The 19,385-nt window shown below is 72.0% G+C and carries 22 protein-coding genes; 13 read left to right on the top strand and 9 right to left on the bottom strand.

Annotated elements, in window-relative coordinates; genetic code table 11:
- Nucleotides 1–24 precede the first annotated feature (24 nt).
- The 8 genes from clpS to nagA all read left to right on the top strand — a co-directional run bounded on the left by clpS (nucleotide 25) and on the right by nagA (nucleotide 6,193).
- A complete protein-coding gene (clpS, locus tag EDF31_RS10055) occupies nucleotides 25–330 on the top strand; it encodes an ATP-dependent Clp protease adapter ClpS (RefSeq protein WP_185003162.1) in 306 nt (101 codons plus the stop codon).
- A complete protein-coding gene (locus EDF31_RS10050; protein WP_131846025.1) occupies nucleotides 327–803 on the top strand; it encodes a DUF2017 family protein in 477 nt (158 codons plus the stop codon). Before clpS ends, EDF31_RS10050 begins: the two co-directional genes overlap by 4 nt.
- A complete protein-coding gene (locus tag EDF31_RS10045; RefSeq protein ID WP_131846024.1) occupies nucleotides 800–1,726 on the top strand; it encodes a GNAT family N-acetyltransferase in 927 nt (308 codons plus the stop codon). The genes EDF31_RS10050 and EDF31_RS10045 overlap by 4 nt, the downstream gene beginning before the upstream one ends.
- 76 nt (nucleotides 1,727–1,802) lie before the next feature.
- Nucleotides 1,803–2,228: a MarR family transcriptional regulator gene (locus EDF31_RS10040; protein WP_131846023.1), complete on the top strand. Its 426-nt coding sequence runs from the start codon at nucleotides 1,803–1,805 to the stop codon at nucleotides 2,226–2,228.
- Nucleotides 2,229–2,328: 100 nt separating this feature from the next.
- Nucleotides 2,329–3,669 (top strand): MFS transporter, encoded by a 1,341-nt coding sequence (locus EDF31_RS10035; protein WP_207896164.1) that lies wholly within the window; start codon nucleotides 2,329–2,331, stop codon nucleotides 3,667–3,669.
- An 84-nt stretch (nucleotides 3,670–3,753) separates the two neighbouring features.
- The gene (gene purU / locus EDF31_RS10030) at nucleotides 3,754–4,614 is read left to right on the top strand and encodes a formyltetrahydrofolate deformylase (protein WP_131846022.1); all 861 of its coding nucleotides are present in this window, start codon (nucleotides 3,754–3,756) and stop codon (nucleotides 4,612–4,614) included.
- 8 nt (nucleotides 4,615–4,622) lie between these two features.
- Nucleotides 4,623–5,030: a YrdB family protein gene (locus EDF31_RS10025; protein ID WP_131846021.1), complete on the top strand. Its 408-nt coding sequence runs from the start codon at nucleotides 4,623–4,625 to the stop codon at nucleotides 5,028–5,030.
- Entirely contained in the window at nucleotides 5,027–6,193 is a 1,167-nt protein-coding gene (gene nagA, locus EDF31_RS10020) for an N-acetylglucosamine-6-phosphate deacetylase (RefSeq protein WP_131846020.1), read from the top strand. Before EDF31_RS10025 ends, nagA begins: the two co-directional genes overlap by 4 nt.
- Here nagA and EDF31_RS10015 read toward each other — a convergent pair whose 3' ends face one another.
- Together EDF31_RS10015 and EDF31_RS10010 are read right to left on the bottom strand one after the other, a co-directional pair.
- Complete coding sequence (locus tag EDF31_RS10015) at nucleotides 6,194–6,496, bottom strand: hypothetical protein (RefSeq protein WP_131846019.1); 303 nt, start codon at nucleotides 6,494–6,496, stop codon at nucleotides 6,194–6,196. It lies immediately after the preceding gene.
- Between the two features lie 132 nt (nucleotides 6,497–6,628).
- Complete coding sequence (locus EDF31_RS10010) at nucleotides 6,629–9,085, bottom strand: GH92 family glycosyl hydrolase (RefSeq protein WP_243649963.1); 2,457 nt, start codon at nucleotides 9,083–9,085, stop codon at nucleotides 6,629–6,631.
- Nucleotides 9,086–9,211: 126 nt separating this feature from the next.
- Between EDF31_RS10010 and EDF31_RS10005 the strand changes: the two genes are divergently transcribed.
- Nucleotides 9,212–10,102 carry an alpha/beta fold hydrolase gene (locus EDF31_RS10005; protein ID WP_131846018.1) on the top strand — a complete coding sequence of 297 codons (891 nt, stop codon included), beginning with the start codon at nucleotides 9,212–9,214 and terminating at the stop codon, nucleotides 10,100–10,102.
- Nucleotides 10,103–10,110: 8 nt separating this feature from the next.
- Here the strand turns inward: EDF31_RS10005 and EDF31_RS10000 are convergent, their stop codons facing one another.
- On the bottom strand, nucleotides 10,111–11,007 hold the full coding sequence (locus EDF31_RS10000) for an SDR family NAD(P)-dependent oxidoreductase (RefSeq protein WP_131846017.1): 897 nt from the start codon (nucleotides 11,005–11,007) through the stop codon (nucleotides 10,111–10,113).
- A gap of 77 nt (nucleotides 11,008–11,084) precedes the next feature.
- Here EDF31_RS10000 and EDF31_RS09995 point away from each other — a divergent pair, with 77 nt between their 5' ends.
- The gene (locus tag EDF31_RS09995) at nucleotides 11,085–11,660 is read left to right on the top strand and encodes a TetR/AcrR family transcriptional regulator (RefSeq protein WP_131846016.1); all 576 of its coding nucleotides are present in this window, start codon (nucleotides 11,085–11,087) and stop codon (nucleotides 11,658–11,660) included.
- Here the strand turns inward: EDF31_RS09995 and EDF31_RS09990 are convergent.
- On the bottom strand, nucleotides 11,602–11,889 hold the full coding sequence (locus EDF31_RS09990; protein ID WP_131846015.1) for a hypothetical protein: 288 nt from the start codon (nucleotides 11,887–11,889) through the stop codon (nucleotides 11,602–11,604). The genes EDF31_RS09995 and EDF31_RS09990 overlap by 59 nt on opposite strands.
- A 45-nt stretch (nucleotides 11,890–11,934) precedes the next feature.
- On the opposite strand from EDF31_RS09990, the gene EDF31_RS09985 reads away from it, so the two are divergent.
- Nucleotides 11,935–13,122 (top strand): aminotransferase class I/II-fold pyridoxal phosphate-dependent enzyme, encoded by a 1,188-nt coding sequence (locus EDF31_RS09985; RefSeq protein WP_131846014.1) that lies wholly within the window; start codon nucleotides 11,935–11,937, stop codon nucleotides 13,120–13,122.
- A 9-nt stretch (nucleotides 13,123–13,131) separates the two neighbouring features.
- On the opposite strand, the gene nagB is transcribed toward EDF31_RS09985, so the two are convergent.
- Complete coding sequence (gene nagB, locus EDF31_RS09980) at nucleotides 13,132–13,917, bottom strand: glucosamine-6-phosphate deaminase (RefSeq protein ID WP_131846013.1); 786 nt, start codon at nucleotides 13,915–13,917, stop codon at nucleotides 13,132–13,134.
- 59 nt (nucleotides 13,918–13,976) lie between these two features.
- On the opposite strand from nagB, the gene EDF31_RS09975 reads away from it, so the two are divergent.
- Nucleotides 13,977–14,456 (top strand): NUDIX domain-containing protein, encoded by a 480-nt coding sequence (locus EDF31_RS09975; RefSeq protein WP_123293248.1) that lies wholly within the window; start codon nucleotides 13,977–13,979, stop codon nucleotides 14,454–14,456.
- 179 nt (nucleotides 14,457–14,635) lie between these two features.
- Here EDF31_RS09975 and EDF31_RS09970 read toward each other — a convergent pair whose 3' ends face one another.
- Genes EDF31_RS09970 through EDF31_RS09955 form a run of 4 tightly spaced genes read right to left on the bottom strand, consistent with a single transcriptional unit; the run spans nucleotide 14,636 to nucleotide 18,739 of the window.
- On the bottom strand, nucleotides 14,636–15,706 hold the full coding sequence (locus tag EDF31_RS09970; protein ID WP_131846012.1) for an ABC transporter ATP-binding protein: 1,071 nt from the start codon (nucleotides 15,704–15,706) through the stop codon (nucleotides 14,636–14,638).
- A complete protein-coding gene (locus tag EDF31_RS09965; RefSeq protein ID WP_131846011.1) occupies nucleotides 15,703–16,617 on the bottom strand; it encodes an ABC transporter permease subunit in 915 nt (304 codons plus the stop codon). The genes EDF31_RS09970 and EDF31_RS09965 overlap by 4 nt, the downstream gene beginning before the upstream one ends.
- Nucleotides 16,614–17,591 carry an ABC transporter permease subunit gene (locus EDF31_RS09960; RefSeq protein ID WP_131846010.1) on the bottom strand — a complete coding sequence of 326 codons (978 nt, stop codon included), beginning with the start codon at nucleotides 17,589–17,591 and terminating at the stop codon, nucleotides 16,614–16,616. The genes EDF31_RS09965 and EDF31_RS09960 overlap by 4 nt, the downstream gene beginning before the upstream one ends.
- A gap of 5 nt (nucleotides 17,592–17,596) precedes the next feature.
- Nucleotides 17,597–18,739, bottom strand: a complete 1,143-nt coding sequence (locus tag EDF31_RS09955) for an ABC transporter substrate-binding protein (RefSeq protein WP_131846009.1) — start codon at nucleotides 18,737–18,739, stop codon at nucleotides 17,597–17,599.
- Nucleotides 18,740–18,928: 189 nt separating this feature from the next.
- Here EDF31_RS09955 and EDF31_RS09950 point away from each other — a divergent pair, with 189 nt between their 5' ends.
- Nucleotides 18,929–19,366 carry a YdeI/OmpD-associated family protein gene (locus tag EDF31_RS09950; protein WP_131846008.1) on the top strand — a complete coding sequence of 146 codons (438 nt, stop codon included), beginning with the start codon at nucleotides 18,929–18,931 and terminating at the stop codon, nucleotides 19,364–19,366.
- Nucleotides 19,367–19,385 lie beyond the last annotated feature (19 nt).

Raw genomic sequence — 19,385 nt, 5'->3', positions numbered from 1 at the left:
TCCGCCCTGTGTCACCCTGGATGCATGACGCTGACCTCGCCCGACGTGGACGAACGGACCACCCCGGACGAACGCACCAGTGCGCGCGCGGACACCCCGTGGGTCACCGTCGTGTGGGACGACCCGGTGAACCTGATGTCGTACGTCACGTACGTCTTCCAGCGGCACTTCGGCTTCGGCCGCGCGCAGGCGGAACGGCTCATGCACCAGGTGGACACCGAGGGTCGGGCCATCGTGGCGACGGGTCCGCGCGAGGCGATGGAGGCCCACGTCCAGTCGATGCACGGCTACGGCCTGCAGGCGACCGTCGACAAGGCGCCCGAAGCGTGATCCCCTTCGTCCGCCGGGCCGACGGCGTCCACCTCGGCATGTCCTCCGGCGAGCGCGGGTTGCTCACGTCCCTGACCGAGCAGCTGCGCCAGGTGCTCGACGGCGACCTGACGGCGGACCCGGTGGCCGAGCGGATGTTCCCGGACGCCTACCCGGACGACGACGACGCCAGCGCGGAGTTCCGGAAGTACACGCAGTCCGACCTGCTGGCGCAGAAGACCACGAACGCGACGACCGTGCACGAGTGGCTGACGGGGACCCGCGACGGCGCCCTCGACCCGGAGGACGAGCAGGCCTGGCTCCGCACCCTGACCGACCTGCGGCTGACGATCGCCGACCGCCTCGGGATCGTCGACGCCGACGACGAGGAGCGTTCGGTCGAGGCCGACGCGGGCGTCGGCCTGCGCGACGTCTACGACTGGCTCGGCTACGTGCAGGAGCACCTGATCACGACGATGACCGACCCGCGGTGACGGTCACCTTCCGCGCGACCACCGAGGACGACCGGGAGGCCCTGCTCGCGTTCTCGACGTCGGAACCGGTCGCGTGGATCGGTCCGGACCGGTACCGCGCCGAGTCCGGCACGGACAACTACCGCCCGGGGTGGTCGTGGCTGGCCGAGCGCGACGGCCGTCCGGTGGCACGGGCGCTCTGGTGGGGTGGCGCGGACGCCGAGGCGCCGTCGACCCTCGACGACCTGCTGGTCGCTCCGGACGTGCCCGAGGACGAGCGGGTGGCGATCGCCGCCGGGCTGATCACGGGGGCGACCGCTGCGTTCGGGGTGGTGCCGGAGTGGATCGTCGACGTCGCGGTGGACTGGCACGACGACCCCGACGCCGTCGCCGCGGTGTCGTGGCGCACGGCGGCCGCCCGGGCGGCAGGGCTCGGACGATCGACGGAGCGGGTGAGTGTGGCGTGGACGCCGGACCACGGAGTGCCGATGCCGTCCTCGCTGCGCTTCCGGTCCGGTGACGACGACGAGTTCGTGGACCTGTTCGCCCGCGTCGCGGTGGGGAGCCTCGACGCCCACACCGTGGCCTCGGTGGACGAACTCGGCCCGCGGGGCGCCGCCGCCGACGACCTCGAGTTCTACCGCTCGCTGCCGGGGTCGCGCGACGGCTGGCGGATCGCGCTCGACCCGGGCGGCCTGGTGGTCGGGTTCGTCCTGGCGACGCGGACGGCGTACGACGCGGCGATCAGTTTCATCGGGGTGCTGCCGCAGCACCGTGGGCGCGGTGTGGTCGACGGGCTGCTCGCCGAGGGGCTGCGCGTGCACGCCGAGGCCGGGGAGCCGAAGGTGGTCGGCACGACGGACGCGGCGAACACCCCGATGCGCCGGGCGTTCGAACGGGCCGGCTTCGTGGTGACGAAGCGCCGCGTCGTGTTCGAGCGCTGAGCCGATCCGGAGCGGCAGACCCGGAACTCGTAAGGCGACCTTGCAAGTTGTCCTGTCGAAGTAGTACCGTGCCGGTATGGAATCACCCGATCCGACCGCGCTCGCCGGCGACCTGCTGACGCTCTACGGTCGGATCCGTCGCACGCTGCTGACCGGCAAGGCCGACGAGGTCACGGCGTCCCAGACCGCCGCGCTCGGCCGCCTGCTGCGGTACGGCGAGAGCACGGTCGCCGAGCTCGCCCGCGCCGAGGGCGTCCGGCCGCAGTCGATGGGCGCGACCGTCCAGGCGCTCGAGGACCTCGGCCTCGTCGAACGGCGTCCAGACCCCGCCGACGGCCGCCGTGCGCTCGTCCGCGCGACCGACCAGGGCGCCCGTGCCCGCGAGGACGCCTGGACCGCCCGCACCCGCGTCCTGACCGACCGGCTCGCCGCGCTGCCCGACGCCGACCGCGACACCGTCGCCCGAGCGATCGCGATCCTCGCCCCGCTCACCGAACGCTGACCCCGGAAGAAGCACTCCCACGTCCACCTCGACCACTCCCACCCCCGTCGTCGCCCCGGGCAGCACCGGCAGTGGCTTCGGCCCGAAGCTCCTCATCCCGGTGCTCGTCGGGCCGCTGCTCAACCCGATCAACACCACGATGGTGTCCGTCGCGCTCACGCCGATCTCCCGCGACCTCGGGATCGGTGCGGCGCAGGCGATCTGGCTCGTCGCCGCCCTGTACCTGGCGAGTGCCATCGCGCAGCCGACGATGGGCAAGCTCGCCGACCGCTTCGGCCCGAAGAAGGTGTTCCTGACCGGGCTCGTGATCGTCGGTGTCGCCGGGGTCGTGCCCGAGTTCCTGACCGGCTTCGGCGGCGCGGTGTTCGCCCGTGTCCTCATCGGCATCGGCACCTCGTCGGCGTACCCGGCGGCCCTCACCACCCTCCGACAGCACTCGGCACGGATCGGGAAGCCGACCCCGCCGCTCGTGCTCGGAGCGCTGTCCATCACCTCGCTCGTGTCCGCGGCGGCCGGGCCTCCGCTCGGCGGCGCGCTCATCGCCGCGTTCGGCTGGCACGCGATCTTCCTGGTGAACGTGCCCCTGGCGGCGTTCGGCATCGTCGTGGCATCGATGTGGCTGCCGTCCGACCGTCTCCGTCCGCGTGACGACGAGGCCCTGCCCGTCCTGCAGGCGCTCGACCCGTTCGGCATGCTGCTCATGACGGGCACCGTCTCGGCGCTGCTCGTGTTCCTGCTCGACCTGTCCGCCGGCCTGTGGTGGCTGCTCGCGGTGGCGATCGTGCTGCTCGTCGCCCTCGTGCTGTGGGAGCTGCGCGCGGTCCGACCGTTCGTGGACGTCCGGATGCTCGCGCGGAACGGCGCGCTGTCCCGCACCTACGTGCGACTGTTCCTGACGTACCTGCTCGCGTACACGATGACCTACGGGTTCTCGCAGTGGGTGCAGGACGTCGCCGGGTACTCGAGCGACGTCGCCGGGTACATCCAGCTGCCGGCCGCGATCGTGGCCGGGATCGCGTCGTTCGTCGTCGCCCGGAAGACCGCCGTGCGCGGACCCCTGATCGTCGCGGCCGTGGTGCCGATCGTCGGCGGGGCACTCCTGCTCTTCCTGCACACCGGGTCGCCGGTCGTGCTGCTCGCCCTGGCGCCGGCACTGTTCGGCGTCCCGCAGGCCCTGGCGTCGGTGTCGAACCAGGCGGCGCTGTACCGGCTCGTGCCCGCGTCGTACATCGGCACCGCGGCCGGGCTGTCCCGCACGGCGGTGTACATCGGGGCGATCGGGGCCTCGTCGCTCATCGGTGGTGTGTTCGGCCAGGCCCCGACCACCCCGGACCTGCACGTGCTGGCGTGGGTGATCCTCGGCGTCGCGGTGCTCCTGACGGTCCTGACCCTGACCGACCGGCGCCTCCGCACGGCCGCCGCCGCCGCGCCCGCTTCGTGAGCAGAAATGGTCGGGTCGGGTGACGGCACTCGACCATTTCTGCTCACGAAGCACCGCGCTCGCCGCGCCCGGTACCCTGATCCGGTGACCGACCCGACCCCCACGCACTGGACCCTGACGCTCGTCTGCGACGACCAGCCCGGGATCGTGCACGCCGTCTCCGGAGCGGTCGTCGCCGCCAACGGCAACATCACCGAGTCGCAGCAGTTCTCGAGCGTCGACACGAACACGTTCTTCATGCGCCTGCAGGTCATGGCGCCGGTGGACCGTGCGACCTTCGAGGCGGCCCTCGCCCCCGTCGCCGCCCGGTACGACGCCCGCGTCCAGCTCGACGTCGTCGGTCGCCCGCTGCGCACCCTCGTCCTCGTGTCGAAGGCCGGGCACTGCCTCAACGACCTGCTCTACCGCCAGCGCGGTGGGCAGCTGCCGATCGAGGTCCCCCTCGTGCTGTCCAACCACCCGGACCTGTCCGAACTCGCGTCGTTCTACTCGGTGCCGTTCGAGCACCGTCCCGTCACCGACGCGGACAGCAAGTCGGCCATGGAGCGCCGTGTCCTCGAAGCGGTCGAGGAGCACGACATCGAACTCGTCGTCCTGGCCCGCTACATGCAGATCCTGTCGCCGGAGCTCTGCGCGGCGCTCGAAGGCCGCGCGGTCAACATCCACCACTCGTTCCTGCCCGGCTTCAAGGGCGCGAACCCCTACCGCCAGGCGCACGCCCGCGGCGTGAAACTCATCGGTGCGACGGCCCACTTCGTCACGAGCGACCTTGACGAGGGCCCGATCATCGAGCAGAACGTCGTGCGCGTGGACCACACGAAGGACCCCGCCGAGCTGGTCTCCATCGGCCAGGACGAAGAGTCCCGCACCCTCACCCAGGCAGTGCGCTGGATCGCCGAGGACCGCGTCCTGCTCGACGGCGCCCGCACCATCATCTTCAAGTAGGCAGCACCATGACGAACGCCCCGCAGTCCCCCGTCGACTGGGAAGCAGTCCCCGGCCCGGCACCCGCCGGCAAGCAGCGACGGCCGTTCGACGTCTGGCGCGTGCTCCGCGTCCTGGTCTGCACGTTCGGCCTGCTCTCCCTGGCGTTCTGGGGCTACTGGTCGTGGCAACTCCCCCTGCCCGGCTACCTGTTCATGGTCGGCGCCCCGCTGTTCGCGGCCGTCGTCTGGTACTTCTTCCGCTCGCCGGCGTCGCCGATCGAGACCGACATCGTCGGCAAGACGATCGTCGAGGTCGCCCTGGTCATCGCCGCAGGCGCGACCTGGATCTCCATCGGCCACCCGGTCGTGGGCTTCGTCTTCATCGTGATCGCCGCCCTGAGCGGCGTGATCGCGTTCCGCAGGGAGACCGCATGACCGCCACGGGCCTCCAGGCCGGCCGGGAGGCCCAGCGCACCCTGGTGCGCGCATCCCGCGTCGTCGACGCGGCCGGGTCCACGGCGGACGGCTGGGTCCTGCTCGCCGGTGACGTGGTGCACGCGGTCGGCTCCGGCCCCGAAGCCCCCGCGGCGGACCAGGTCGTCGACCTGGGCGACGCGGTCCTGACGCCCGGGTTCACCGACCTGCACGGGCACGGCGGTGCGACCGAGTCGTACGAGGACGACTCCTTCGCCGAGTCGCTGGCCGTCCACCGGGCCCACGGCACGACCCGGTCGGTCCTGTCCCTCGTCGCGAACCCGGTCCCCGCGCTCGCGGACTCGCTCGCGCGGATCCGTTCCGTGATGGCGACCGACCCGCTCGTGCTCGGCGTGCACCTGGAGGGGCCGTTCCTGTCCCCGCACAACAAGGGCGCCCACAACGAGTCGTTCCTCATCGACCCGTCCCCCGCAGCGGTCGACGCACTGCTCGAGGCCGGCGCGGGCGTCATCCGCCAGGTCACCATCGCGCCGGAACTGCCGGGCGCGCTCGACGCCGTCCGCCGGTTCGTCGCCGCCGGGGTCACCGTCGCCGTCGGCCACACCGTCGGCACCTACGACCAGGCCCGTGCCGCGTTCGATGCCGGTGCGACGCTGCTGACCCACGCGTTCAACGCGATGCCGGGGCTGCACCACCGCGCCCCGGGGCCGATCGGTGCTGCGGTGGCCGACGACCGGGTGACGCTCGAGCTCATCCTCGACGCCGTGCACGTGCACCCGGTCGTCGCGGACACCCTGTTCCGCGCTGCCCCGGGCCGGGTATCGCTCATCACCGACGCCATGGGTGCTGCGGGCGCTGCCGACGGCTCGTACCGGCTGGGATCGCTCGACGTCACCGTGACGGACGGCGTCGCGCACGTCGCCGGGACCGACACCATCGCGGGGTCGACGTTGACGCAGGACGTGGCGTTGCGGAACGCGGTCTCGCTCGCCGGACGGACGCTGCCCGAGGCCGTCGCGGCCCTGACGAGCGTGCCGGCCGCGGCCCTGGGGCTCGGCGACCGACTGGGACAGCTCGCGCCGGGGTACGCGGCCGACCTCGTGGCGCTGTCCCCGGCGCTCGAGGTGCAGCGGGTGTGGGGCGGCGGGCGCGAGCTGCGCTGATCAGCGCCGGACGAGTGCCCCCGCGACGAGCCGGAGCAGCAGGGCGACCGCACCGAGCCCGGCGACGGCGACCCCGATGACGACCACGATGACGAGCCGGGTGAGGAAGTGCACCTCGGACTCGTCCTCGCGCACGCCGAGGGACGACGCACCCACGAACACGAACACCGCCGCGATGAGCAGCAGCACGCCGATCCAGGTCGTGGCGCGCAGGGCGGCCGGTGCTGGTGGCCGGTTGCGATCGTCCGGGGTCGTCGGTCGGGCCTTGGCGCCCTCGGTCTCCCAGTCGGCGAGTTCGGTCATGGTGGTCCCCCTCTGTCGGTCGATCGTAATGTATCAACACTGCATCCCACCGTGCCTGTTCGAGACGCCATGCGGAGACCCAGCCGTTGACCGCACCACCAGAGGGCGAGACCCCGACGTGTCCGGCCCGACTCAGCGGTCGATCGGGCGCCCCCGAGCGCCGCTCGCCCACGTCGTGTCCGCCGTGTCCCCGACCCGGAGCGACAGGGTGCCACCGCGGGTGACGAAGGACGCCGGGACCCACGACCTCTCGAGGGTGCGCCCGTCCAACCGAGCACCGTGCACGTACGGCGCGGTGCCGGAGGACCGAACGACGATCCGCTCCCCGCTCGACCGCCGGATGTCGACCGTGCTGAACGTCGGGCTGCCGATGAGCATCTCCGCCCGCCCCGGCGTCTGCGGGAACAACCCGATCGACGCGAAGACGTACCAGGCACTCATCGTGCCCAGGTCGTCGTTGCCCGGCAGCCCGCTCGGCCCGGTCGTGTAGGCGTCGTCGACGACCCGACGCACGGTCTCCTGCGTCTTCCACGGCTTCCCGAGCGCGTTGTACATCCACGGCGTGTGGATGTCGGGCTCGTTGGTCGGGTCGAACTTCGTGGCGTCGCCGCCGGTCACCGCGAACGCACCAGTGCTGTCGTGGAAGAACGCATCGAGTCGTGCGACCGCCGCGTCGTCGCCACCCAAGGCCGTCGACAGCCCCTGTACGTCCTGCGGCACGAGCCAGGTGTACTGCGCACTCGTCCCCTGCGCGAACCCGGTGCCGGTCGAGGGTGACCAGTCGGGCGTCCACGATCCGTCGGCCTGACGAGCGGCCTGGTACCCGACGGCGGCGTTGAAGGTGTTCTTCCAGTAGGTCCCGCGCTCTGCGAACACCCGGGCGTCCGAGCGCAGCCCGAGGGAACCCGCCCAGTACCCGAGCGCACTGTCGGAGATCGAGTCCTCGAGCGTCTCGGCAGCGCCACCCCAGCACGAGCAGTCGTCGTTCGCGGCGTACTGACGCTGCAGGTACTCGTCGAGCGCCGGGCGTTGGGCCAGGCACTGGCCCGGGCACCCGATGTCGCTCTCGGCGTCGGCGTTCTCGACGGTCGCCTGGTGCTTCAGCGAGGCGTAGGCGGCCCGCACGTCGAAGTTCCGGACCCCCATCGCGTACCAGGTGGCGAGGGTCGCGGCCGAGGGGTCACCCGTCATCACGTGCGTCGGCGCCCCGAGGTGGAGCCAGCGGTCCCACACCCCACCGTTCTGCTGGGCGAACCGCAGCATCGACTGCGCCATGTCCCCGGCGACGTCCGGCCGCAGCAGTGCGAGCAGTTGGATCTGCGCCCGGTACTGGTCCCACCCGGAGTACGTGCCGTAGACGGCGCGGTGCCCTCGGTCCATGCGGTGCACCCGCTGGTCCGGCCCGAGGTAGCGGCCGTCGCGGTCGTTCAGCGTGTTCGGCTGCATGAGCGCGTGGTACACGGACGTGTACAGCTGGGTGGTGCGGTCCGCGGTGCCGCCTCCGACGCGCAGACGCGACAGTTCGCGGTTCCAGGAGGCCCGTGTGCCGGCCGCCACGCTGGCGACGGTCGAGCGCTGGGTCACCTCGCCGTCGCGGTTCGCGATCGCTCCTGCGGCGCTCACGTACGAGATGCCGATCTTCGCGTGCACCGTCGCACCGCGACGCGCGTCGAACCCGACCCATGCGCCGGAGCCGCGTCCGGCACGGTCGGCGCCGGTCAGGTAGCCCTCCCCACCGGAGGAGGACGTGCCTCCCGGTCGGACCGTGCCGTCCTGCCAGGTGCCGGTGCTCGTGAACGCCTTGTCGAAGGTGGCCGTGAAGAACAGCCGGTAGTAGCTGCGCCGGTCGGGGTTGGTGGCCCCGCCGCCGTTCGCCCGGCGGCTGCAGAAGCCGCCGGTGAGGACGCTGCCGCTCACTGTGCGGGTGCGGGCGTCGACGCGGGTGGTCGCGGCCTCGCTGCCGTTGATCGAGTTCGATGTGCGGAAGAGCAGGTTCGCGGCCTTCCCGGCGGGGAACGCGAACTCGCCGATCCCGGCCCGGGTGGTGACGGCGAGGTCGGTGCGGACGCCGTTGTCGAGTGCGACGCCGTAGCGCCCGGGGCTCGCGGACTCGTCGTCGTGCGAGTAGCCGGCGGCGTAGACCGCGTCGGTGGAGTCGGCCGACGGCGACGTCGTGATCGGGGTCGTGACCGGCATGATCGGCACGTCACCGGCGGCCCCCGGCGCGCAGCCGGCACCGTTCAGGTGCGTCAGGCTGAAGCCGCGCAGCCGGTTCACGTCGTACGAGTAGCCGTTCGCGACCGGCGTCGAGGTCTGGTCGCCCGCGGTGCCGGTGGAACTCCACTGGAGCATGCCGAACGGTGCGGTCGCGCCGGGCCAGGTGTTGCCGTCGCCGCTCGTGCCGATGAACGGGTCGACGTACCGAGCCGGGTCGGAGACGGTCCGCCCCGCCTGCGCTGCCTGCCCTGACGGCGAGGCGACGGCCGGCGCGGCGACGACCCCCGTCCCGAGCAGCGCGGCGATCGTGGCCACCGCGGCGAGCGGGAGCGGGCGGACGAGCGGGCGACGGTGCACGCGAGAACGGTTCACGTCGGCGACGCTAGCCCCCTCGGACGGGGGACGCGCGATCCGTCACCGAGCCCTCTCCTGCTGTTCACCACGGTCGGCGTGTTCGGGGCCCACAGGCGGGTTCACCGCCGCTGGTAGCGTCCGGGCATGGTGTCGACGACCGACGAACCGGCCCGAGGACGCGTCCGCGACCTGCTCGGGCTGCCGTCCCCTGACGAGCTCCGTCCGGTGGCGGTCCGCCTGGAGCCGCTCGGACGCGACGGGTCGGTGCGGTGGGCACGCGTCGAGCTGGACACGGCCGACGGCGACACCATCCCGTGCTTCCTCCTGACCCCGGACCACGGCACGGGAACGGACGTCATCGCCGTCCACCAGCACGCGGGCGACTTCACCTCCGGGAAGAGCGAGGCCGCCGGGCGGGCGGGGGATCCGACTCTCGCCTACGGCGTGGTGCTCGCTCGCAGTGGGGCCCGCGTGGTCATCCCCGATCTGATCGGTTTCGAGGAACGCCGACGCGACTGGACTGACGACCCGGCGGCCGACGAACGCCTCGACGCGCTCTTCCGTGTGGCGGACGGCAGCAGCCTGCAGGCGAAGCACTCGCGTGACATCGCCACGGTGACGTCCTGGATGATCGAGACGAGTACTGCCGACACCGAACTCGGCATCGTCGGACACTCCCTCGGCGGACAGGTGGCGCTGTTCGCACTCGCCGTGGACGCCCGACTCACGCGGGGCGTGGTCAGCTGCGGACTCGGTACGCTGGCCTCGTTCGAGGACGCTCGGATCCGCCACAACCCGGCCTGGTTCGTCCCGGGACTCACCGCCGCTGGCGACGTCCCCCTGGTCGCGTCGGCCGTTGATCAACCGGTCCTCGTCGCGGCGGGACGGGACGACGGACTGTTCCCCCTCGCCGGCGTCCGGCGCGTCCTCGACGCGTTCCCTCCGGGTGTCGCGACGACCGAGGTGTTCGACGGCGGCCACACGATGCCGGCGCGCATCACGGAAGCGGCACTCCGGCACCTGCTGCCCACGTGAACGGATGATCAGGACCCGTCGCGCACCGCGACCTGGTCCACGAAGGCCCGGACGCGAGCGCGGAACGCCGGGTCCGCCGCCGGGCCCTGCACCGGCACGACGTGCAGCCGCCGGTCACCACGACGGAGCGCCGGTCCGACGAACACCCCCTCGGTGACGTCCGCGGCGGTGGCTGCCCAGAGGGTCGAACGAGCGCCGTCCGCAGCGGTCCGGGCCAAGCTGCGTGCGACCATGCCGCCGAGGCGCTGCGTCAGGGTCTCCGCCTGGTCGTTCATCCCCGTCGCCGCGATGCCGGGGTGCGCGATGACCGTCCGGATGTCCGAACCGGCAGCACGGAGTCGTTCACCGAGGTCGACGCTCAGCGCTGCGGCCGCGGTCTTGGAGTCGGTGTACACACCGAACTGCGAGTAGTCGTCCGGACCGTCGACCCCGCCCGGACCAGGCACGCGGCGGGTGCGCTGCGACAGGTTCGAGCCGACGAGCACGACGCGGGGCGACGGCCCGCCGAGCAGCGGGAGCATCGCCTCGGCGAGCACGGCCGGCCCGACGACGTTCGTCGCCCAGGTGCGCTCGATTCCTTCGTCGGTGCGCCCGAAGGTGCCGATCGTCGCACCGGCGTTGTTGACGAGGGCGTCCACGGCGATGCCGTCCTCGGCGAGCTGCCGGGCGAACGCCGAGACGGACGCGACGGACGCGGTGTCGACGAGCCGCGCCTCCAGGTCGAGTCCCACGGGGAGGACGCGAGCCGCCTTGTCGAGGTCGCGCACCCCGGCGACGACGCGGGCGCCGGCCGAGGCGAGGGTCGTGGCGACGACGAGGCCGAGCCCACCGGTCGCGCCGGTGACCACCACGGTCCTGCCGTGCTGGTCGGGCATCGCTGCCGGTTCCCACTCGAAGCTGTCCATCGTCGTCTCCTGCTCGTTCGGCGCACCCAATCGGATGATTCATCCGGAACGCTAGCACAACCGGATAGAGTGTCCACATGACGATCGCGATGGCTCGACCCGAGGCGCTGCGCTCCGATGCCCAGCGCAACCGGACGGCGCTGCTCGACGTCGCCCGCACCTTCGTCGACCGGGGAGAACCGGCCCTGCTCAACGCCGTCGCGCACGAGGCCGGAGTGGGGGTCGGGACCGCCTACCGGCACTTCCCGAGCCAGCAGCACCTGCTCGAAGCGCTCGCGATCGACGCGCTCGAGGACATGCTCGACCAGGTCCGCGACGCCGTCGTCCTGCCGGACGCGGCCGATGCGCTCCGCGGGGTCGTCACCGCTGCGTTCCGGAGCATGGTGGACGACGCAGCGCTCGGCGACCTGCTGACGAACGGCGGGTTCTCCTGCGCGGACACCGCTGCCCTCGCCGGCGACCTGGTGGTGTCCGTCGACGCGCTGCTCGCGCGGGGACGCACCGAGGGGATCGTCCGGACCGACATCGACGCCGACGACCTCCGCCGACTGCTGTGCGGGCTGCGCGAGGCCGCCGTCGCCGGCGGTACCCGGGTCAGCGATCCGGAGCGCTACGTCGAGATCCTGCTCGCCGGGCTCCGTCCGACGAGCTGACCGACGCCCTGATCGCGGCGAGGCCGACCAGCGCCCCGAACCCGCAGACGGCGACCGCCGCCACCGCGACCGCGATGTAGGCCGCTTCGGTCGAGGACCCCCGGTAGGGCATGTCGTCGAGCCACCCCAGTCCGGCGATCACGATGACCAGGCCGATCGCGACACTGCCGACGGCCACCAGCACCGCGTCACGGACGGCCCGGAGCACGGTGCGCGAGCGGTGTTCCACGGGTTCATCCTGCCGTGCGGCGGCGGGCACTGTCAGGATGGGCGCATGAGCGTCATGGTCTCCGTGTTCGATGCGCACCGCAGCCGTACGAGCGAGAAGTACACCGCGTACCCGCCGGACGTCCTGCCGATGTTCGTCGCCGAGATGGACTCGATGCTCGCGGAGCCGGTGCGCGACGCCCTCGTCGCCGCGGTCACCAACGGTGACACCGGGTACGTCGGCCACGGTCGTGCGCTGCCCGAGGCGTTCGCGGACTTCGCCGAGAGCCGGTGGGCCTGGCGCGTCGACCCCGACCTCGTCCGCACCACCACCGACGTGTCGGTCGCTGCGGTGGAGATGCTCCGCCGGATCATCGAGCCGGGCGACCAGGTCGTCATCATGCCGCCCGTGTACCCGCCGTTCTGGGAGTACGTGTCCGAGGCCGGCGGCACCGTGACCGAGGTCCCGTTGCTCGCACCCGACGGCCCCGCGGACCCGTTCGACACCACGGCCGGTTGGCGGATGGACCTGGACGGCCTCGCGCAGGCGTTCGCCGACGGCGCGCGTACAGTGCTGCTCTGCAACCCGCACAACCCCCTCGGCCTGGTGCACGACCGCTCGTCGCTCGTCGCACTCGCGAAGCTCGCCGCCGAGTGGGACGCCGTGGTCGTCTCGGACGAGATCCACGCGCCGCTCGTGCACGCCGACGCGGTCTTCACGCCGTTCCTGGACTCCTGCCCCGAGGCCGCCGCGCTCGGGGTCTCGTTGACGAGCGCGAGCAAGGCCTGGAACCTCGCTGGCACGAAGTGCGCGCTCATCGTCGGCGCCTCGGAGCGGGCCCGTGCCTGGTTCGACGCCCTGCCGACCGAGGTCGTCGAGCGCACGGGCATCCTCGGGTACACCGCGAGCGTCGCGGCGTTCAGCGAAGGGGGGCCGTGGCTCGCGTCCCTGCTCACCGAACTGGCCGCGAACCGCCGCACCCTGGCCGAGCGGATCGGTGACGTCCTGCCCGGGGCGGAGTACCGGCAGCCGCAGGCGTCCTACCTGGCGTGGCTGGACCTGCGCGCCCTGCCGTGGGGCGACGACCCCGCGGCGCTGCTGGTCGACGAGGCGAAGGTGGCGCTCGCCTCCGGCCCGGCGTTCGGACGCCAGGGTCAGGGCTTCGCGCGGCTGAACTTCGGGTGCTCGGCCGAGACCCTGGACGACGGCCTCAGCCGCCTGCACACCGCGTTCCGGCAACGCGCAGACGGCTGATCGTCGGTCCTACTCGAACACCTGCCACGCGGGCTTGTTCGCGTACGTGTAGCGGTAGTAGTCAGCGAGCTGCAGGCCGGCCGCGGCTTCCTCGTCGACGACGACCGTCGCGTGCTCGTGCAGCTGCAGCGCCGAACCGGGGACGAACGAGCTGAGCGGCCCCTCGACCGCGGCGGCGATCGCGTCGGCCTTGGCGGAGCCCTGCGCGACGAGGACGAGCTGCTGGGCGTCGAGGATGGTGCCGAGCCCCTGCGTCATGCAGTGCGTCGGGACCTGCTCGGGCGAGTCGAAGAACCGCGCGTTGGCGTCACGGGTCGACGGCGCCAGGGTCTTGATCCGGGTGCGCGAGGCGAACGACGACGTCGGCTCGTTGAACCCGATGTGGCCGTTCGCGCCGATCCCCAGGATCTGCACGTCGATCCCGCCGGCGGCACGGATCGCAGCGTCGTACTCCTTCGCCGCGAACTCGAGGTCGTCGGCACGACCGTCGGGCACCCGCACCCGCGAGGGGTCGAACCCGAGCGGCGCCACGACGTCGCGCGCGATGACGCTGGCGTACGACTCCGGGTGCTCGAGCGGGATGCCGACGTACTCGTCGAGGGCGAACCCGCGAGCCTCGGCGAACGAGATCTCGCCTGCACCGACCCGACGCTGCAGGTCGGTGTAGATGCCCTGCGGGCTGGATCCGGTGGCGAGACCGATGACGGCGGACGGCTTCTTGGCGACGACGGACGCGATCTTGGCCGCGGCGACGCGACCGACCTCAGCCGGCGTGGGCAGGATGATGATCTCCACACGCCCATGCTACTGGTCATGACCAGTCTCCGACAGGGCGGGATCGGTAGCGTGGGGACATGCCCACCCCCGACTTCGTCCTGTCCCTCCGCTCGAGGATCGGCACCGATCCGCTGTGGCTGACGGGCGTCACCGCCGTGGTCACGCGGGGTTCCGGTGCCGACCAGGAGCTGCTCGTGGTCCGTCGTGCGGACAACGGCGCCTTCACCCCGGTGACCGGCATCGTCGACCCGGGCGAGGAACCCGCCGTCGCCGCCGAGCGCGAGGTCCTGGAAGAGGCCGACGTCGTCGCCGTCGCCGAACGGCTGGCGTGGGTGCAGGTGCTGCCGGAGATGACGTACCCGAACGGCGACCGGGCGCAGTACCTCGACCTGGTGTTCGCGTGCCGGTACGTCTCGGGCACGCCGAACCCCGCCGACGGCGAGAACACCGAGGCGTTCTGGGCCCGGCTCGACGACCTGCCCGACATGCCCGCGAACATGCGTGCCCGTGTCGCGGCGGCGTTGGCCGACGAGCGCGAGGCGCGCTTCCAGCGCTGACCCCACCGGCCTGGAGGCGCGGGGCGGCCCCGCCACGCGCCTCCCGTCCGCCCGTGGTCGCGCCCACCCCGCGAAAGCGACAGTGTGCCGCCGACGTTCCGCGGGGAACTGTCGCTTTCGCGGAGGGGACGCGCCTGGCCCGGCGAGGACTGTCGCTTTCGTCGAACGAGCAGTCGCGGTCAGGTGAGCGGGGCGACCGCGACGGGGGCGCCGAGCAGGCGGACGGCGACGGACTCGCCGGCGGCGCGACGGTCGCCGACCTCGTGCTGCACGATCACGACGGTGTCGTCGTCGAGCCGGACCGTGGTGCGGCGGATCGAGCCGAGGAAGCTCGACGACACGACGGTGCCGGTGATGCCCTCCGGGGCGAAGGCGACGTCCTCCGGTCGGACGTAGGCGAGCACCGGCCCGTCGGCGACCGAGGCGTCGAGCGCGGGCACGCGGAACCCGTACACGAAGACGTCGCCGCCGCGCAGGTCGCCCTGCAGCCGGTTCGACTGGCCGACGAAGTCCGCCGTGAACGCCGACGATGGAGAACGGTAGAGCTCTTCCGGCGTGCCGATCTGCTCGATGTCGCCGGCGTTCATCACGGCGATGCGGTCGGAGACGGCGAGCGCCTCTTCCTGGTCGTGGGTGACGAACACCGTGGTGATGCCGAGGTCGCTCTGGATGCGGCGGATCTCCTCACGGAGCGAGACGCGCACCTTGGCGTCGAGGGCGGAGAGCGGCTCGTCGAGCAGGAGGACGCGGGGCCGCGTGACCAGGGCTCGGGCGAGGGCGACGCGCTGCTGCTGGCCACCCGACAGCTGGTGCGGGTAGCGCTCGGCGAACTCGCCCAGGTGCACCATGTCGAGTGCCTCGACGACGCGGCTCCTGCGCTCGGCGGCGGGGACACGGCGCATCTCGAGGCCGAACGCGACGTTCTGCCGCACCGTCATGTGCGGGAACAACGAGTACTGCTGGAACACCATCCCGATGTCGCGCTTGTTCACCGGGGTGGTGGCGACGTCCTGGCCGTCGATGCGGATGGCGCCGGCGTCGATGGCCTCGAGGCCGGCGAGCGCTCGGAGCGCCGTCGTCTTGCCGCAGCCCGACGGGCCGAGCAGGGACACGAACTCGCCCGGTTCGACGCGGAGCGACAGTCCGGCCAGGGCCCGGTGCGTGCCGTAGTGCTTCTCGACGGCCTCGAGCTCGACGACGGCGCCGGTGGAGGCGAGGGACGCCGGGGCTGCCGGTGCGGTGACGGTCATGCGGACTCCTTGACGCGGGTGGTGCGGACGGTGCGGGTACGGCCGGCACGACGGCCCGTCCCGATGCGGCCGATGACGACGAGCAGGACGAAGCCGAACAGGAGGGCCGCGACCGAGAAGATCGCGGCGACGTACGGGTCGGTCTGCTGCACGAGCACGAGGGCGGTCTGGAAGGTGGTGCGGGACAGGAACGCGGCGAGCGTGTACTCGCCGAGGACCACCGTGATGGTGAGGAAGCACGCGGCGGTGATGCCCCGGCGGAGGTTCGGCAGGAGCACCCGCCAGGTGACCGTCCACCACGAGGCGCCGAGCGACCGGGCGGCCTCGGACAGCACCGTCATGTCCGTCGCGGTGATGGCGGCTGCGATCGGGCGGAACGCGAACGGCAGCGTGACGATGCCGATCGCGAAGGCCAGCGTCCACGCGCCGGACCCGAAGACCCGCGAGACCACCTGGTACACGGGGATGAAGCCGACGACGAGCACCACCACGGGGACCGTGATCGGGACGATGCAGACGAACTCGAGCACGCGGCGGAGCTTCGGGTAGCGCAACGCCGTGATGATCTGGGCGGGCAGCAGGACGAACAGCACGATGCCGACGGTGATGACCGCGATGAGCAGCGATGCCCCGAGGCCGTCGAACACCGGCTGGTAGGTGAACGCGTTGACCGGGTCGACGATGGCCGCCCAGTGCGCGAAGGTCAGACCGTCGTCGGTGCCCTGGCGGAAGGTGAACTGCACCAGCGCGGCCAGCGGGACGGCGAAGACGATCCCGACGACCGTGAGCACGGCCGTGGCGGTGCCCCATGACGGGGCCGTGCCGAAGCGGCCGACGCGGGGCGAGCCTCCCGTCCGACCGGACGCGACCGACGTCGGACGCGACGGCCCCACCGGCGTTGCCGCGCTCATCGCTGCCACCTTGCGGCCCGGCGCTGCAGCAACGAGTACGCGCCCATGACGACCGCCATCACGACGACCATGCCGAAGGCGAGCACGCCGGCGACGTTCTGCAGATCGATGAGGGTCTCGCTGGTGAGCTGCGTGCGGATCGTGAGCGGCACGATGCCGCCCTGCGAGATGAGTGCCGCGGCGGTGGCGAACGACGAGAAGCCGTTCGCGAACAGCAGGAGCAACGAGCCCCAGAACGCCGGTGCGAGCACGGGCAGGGCGATCCGGCGCCAGTACGTGGCGCGGGAGGCGCCGAGGGTGGCGGCGGCCTCGCCCCACTGCGTCTTCACGCCCTCGAGCGCGGGCATGAACGTGAGGACCATCAGCGGCACCTGGAAGTAGACGTAGGGGATGACGAGACCGGGCACCGTGTAGAGGAAGGCGCCGGTCGCGTTGCGGTCCACGTCGACGAGGGACACCAGCCACGTCGTGACGAGGCCCTGCACGCCGATCGTGGCGATGAACGCGAACGCGAGCATGACGCCGCCGAACTGGGCGAGGACGCTCGCGGCCGAGTCGATCATCGACCGGACGAGCCCGTCGGGCCGCAGTGCCGACAGCGCCCAGCAGACGAGCGCTCCGACGACGGCGCCGATCACGGCGGACACGGCGGACAGGCCGAACGAGCCGCCGAAGGCCCGCAGGACGGAGGGCTCGGCCAACGCTGCGAGGTTCGCGAGGGTGAACGCGCCGTCGTCGGTGAAGAACCCGCTGCCGACCGCGATCACCGCGGGGACGGCGAGGAAGAGCAGGACGTACGCGGCGAACGGGGTGAGGCCGAGCCAGGCCAGGCCGACGCGGCGCCGGACACGGGGTCCGGCGCCGTGGGTGGCATCGACGGGCGCTCGTGCGGACGTCGGGAGCACGGGGCTCGTCGCGCTCGTCGCCGGTGCGCTCGCTGCTGGCGCGGGCGCGCCCGCCGATGCGGTGGTCATGCTGGTCAGGACCCCATGGTCGAGGACCACTTGGCGGACAGCACCTTCGCGGCGTCTGCCACCTGCGCGTCGGTCAGCTCGACGTAGTCCTTCGGCGCACCACCGGCGGCGTCGAGGGCGTCCTGGTCGACCTTGCCGGACTCCTCCAGGGCGGCGAGGGTCGACGGGAACGCACCGGCCTTCAGGTACAGGTTCTGTGCCTCGGGGCTCGCGATGTACTCCTGCCACAGGCGCGCTGCGGCGGGGTGCGGGGCGTCCTTGTTGATCGCCTGCGAGTAGTACGAGCCGAGCGCCTGACCCTCGGGCACGACGGTCTTCCAGTCCTTGTTGCCACTCGCACCGGCGGCGGGGCCCCAGGCGAGGTTGTTGTACGACCACTGGATGACCACGGGGGTCTCACCCGACGCGACCGTGGCCTGCGTGGGCAGCACGTTCTGGAAGTTGCCGGCCTGCTTCAGCTTGCCGAAGTAGTCGACGCCCTTGGTGATGTCGTCGGCTGAGCCGCCGTTCTCGAGCGCGGCCAGGTAGACCGCGGACGCAGCCTGGTTCGCCTGCGTCGGGTCGCCCGCGATGGAGACCTTGCCCTTGTACTCGGAGCCGAGCAGGTCCGTCAGGTCCTTCGGGGCGTCCGTGATCTTCGACGAGTCGTAGCCGATCGACATCAGGCCCGTGTAGTCGCGGGTCCAGGCGCCGTCCTGCTCCTTGAGCGTGTCCGGGATGTCGCTCCAGTTCGCGACCTTGTAGTCCGTCAGCAGGTCCAGGTTCTCCTGCAGCACGGCGTTGCCGAGGTCGAGCACGTCGGGAGCGGTGGACTGCCCCTTCTGCGACTTCACCGCGGCGACCTCGTCGGCGCTGGAGCCGTTCGGGTTCGCGGAGTTGACCTTGATGTCGTACTTCTTCGTGAAGCCGTCGATGATCTTGCCGTAGTTGGCCCACGACGGCGGCAGCGCGATGACGTTGAGCTGCCCCTCGGCCTTCGCGGCCTTCACGAGGGCGTCCATGCCACCGGAGGCCTCGGCGCTCGTGGCGGTCTTCCAGTTCGTGTCGTCCTTCGTCGTGCTGGCCGAGCTCGTGGCCGAGCATCCGGCGAGGGTGACGATCGCTGCGGCGGCGAGGGCGATGCCGGCGATGGTGCGCTTGTGCTGCACGGGAGGTGCCTTTCGGGTGGGTGCTGCGGGTGGGGCCGCGGTTCTCGGCCCGGGACGATCGTGGAGGCGGCCGGTTTCCGGCCCGTGCTGCGGCGGTGAACGGTGGCGGAACAGCGGGTACGCCTGTACCGTTCTGCTGGTTTCCCACCTCGGACGCACGGTCGCGTCCACATCGCACTGGAGGCACGGATGCAGTTCACGACGACGGTCCTGCTGGCGAGGAAGACGGCGACAGGGCTCCCGGTCCCGTCGTCCGTGATCGATGCGCTCGGCTCGGGGAAGCGTCCGCCGGTGGTGGTCACGATCAACGGCGGCTACACCTACCGGTCCACCGTCGGGGTCATGGACGAGCAGTTCCTGGTGCCGCTGTCCGCGTCGCACCGCGAGGCCGCGGGTATCGCGGCCGAGGACACCGTCGAGGTCACGCTCGTCGTCGACACGCAGCCCCGGGTCATCGACCTGCCCGACGACCTGACGGCGGCGCTGCAGGACGCTGGGGTGCGTGCAGCCTTCGACACCCTGTCGAACTCGCGGCAGCGAGCGCTCGCCGACCCGGTGTCGCAGGCGAAGGCGCCGGAGACCCGAGCGCGGCGCATCGCGAAGGCCGTCGAGGCGCTGCAGGGCTGAGCGGGGCGCGGGGCGCGGC

The organism is Curtobacterium sp. PhB142 (assembly GCF_004341255.1).
In the GTDB taxonomy this organism is placed as follows: Bacteria; Actinomycetota; Actinomycetes; order Actinomycetales; family Microbacteriaceae; genus Curtobacterium.
The sequence above is the reverse complement of the archived record's forward strand: the minus strand, read 5'-3'. Positions and strand labels throughout refer to the sequence as shown.

Bases quoted from the DNA above. Each gene is read 5' to 3' on its own strand.
- EDF31_RS09995 (WP_131846016.1), top strand. From the start codon at position 11,085: ATGACGATCGCGATGGCTCGACCCGAGGCGCTGCGCTCCGATGCCCAG.
- EDF31_RS10025 (WP_131846021.1), top strand. From the start codon at position 4,623: ATGACGAACGCCCCGCAGTCCCCCGTCGACTGGGAAGCAGTCCCCGGC.
- EDF31_RS09965 (WP_131846011.1), bottom strand. From the start codon at position 16,617: ATGAGCGCGGCAACGCCGGTGGGGCCGTCGCGTCCGACGTCGGTCGCG.
- EDF31_RS10015 (WP_131846019.1), bottom strand. From the start codon at position 6,496: ATGACCGAACTCGCCGACTGGGAGACCGAGGGCGCCAAGGCCCGACCG.
- EDF31_RS09960 (WP_131846010.1), bottom strand. From the start codon at position 17,591: ATGACCACCGCATCGGCGGGCGCGCCCGCGCCAGCAGCGAGCGCACCG.
- EDF31_RS09950 (WP_131846008.1), top strand. From the start codon at position 18,929: ATGCAGTTCACGACGACGGTCCTGCTGGCGAGGAAGACGGCGACAGGG.
- clpS (WP_185003162.1), top strand. From the start codon at position 25: ATGACGCTGACCTCGCCCGACGTGGACGAACGGACCACCCCGGACGAA.
- EDF31_RS10005 (WP_131846018.1), top strand. From the start codon at position 9,212: ATGGTGTCGACGACCGACGAACCGGCCCGAGGACGCGTCCGCGACCTG.
- EDF31_RS09985 (WP_131846014.1), top strand. From the start codon at position 11,935: ATGAGCGTCATGGTCTCCGTGTTCGATGCGCACCGCAGCCGTACGAGC.
- EDF31_RS09970 (WP_131846012.1), bottom strand. From the start codon at position 15,706: ATGACCGTCACCGCACCGGCAGCCCCGGCGTCCCTCGCCTCCACCGGC.
- EDF31_RS10000 (WP_131846017.1), bottom strand. From the start codon at position 11,007: ATGGACAGCTTCGAGTGGGAACCGGCAGCGATGCCCGACCAGCACGGC.
- nagA (WP_131846020.1), top strand. From the start codon at position 5,027: ATGACCGCCACGGGCCTCCAGGCCGGCCGGGAGGCCCAGCGCACCCTG.
- EDF31_RS09975 (WP_123293248.1), top strand. From the start codon at position 13,977: ATGCCCACCCCCGACTTCGTCCTGTCCCTCCGCTCGAGGATCGGCACC.
- EDF31_RS10040 (WP_131846023.1), top strand. From the start codon at position 1,803: ATGGAATCACCCGATCCGACCGCGCTCGCCGGCGACCTGCTGACGCTC.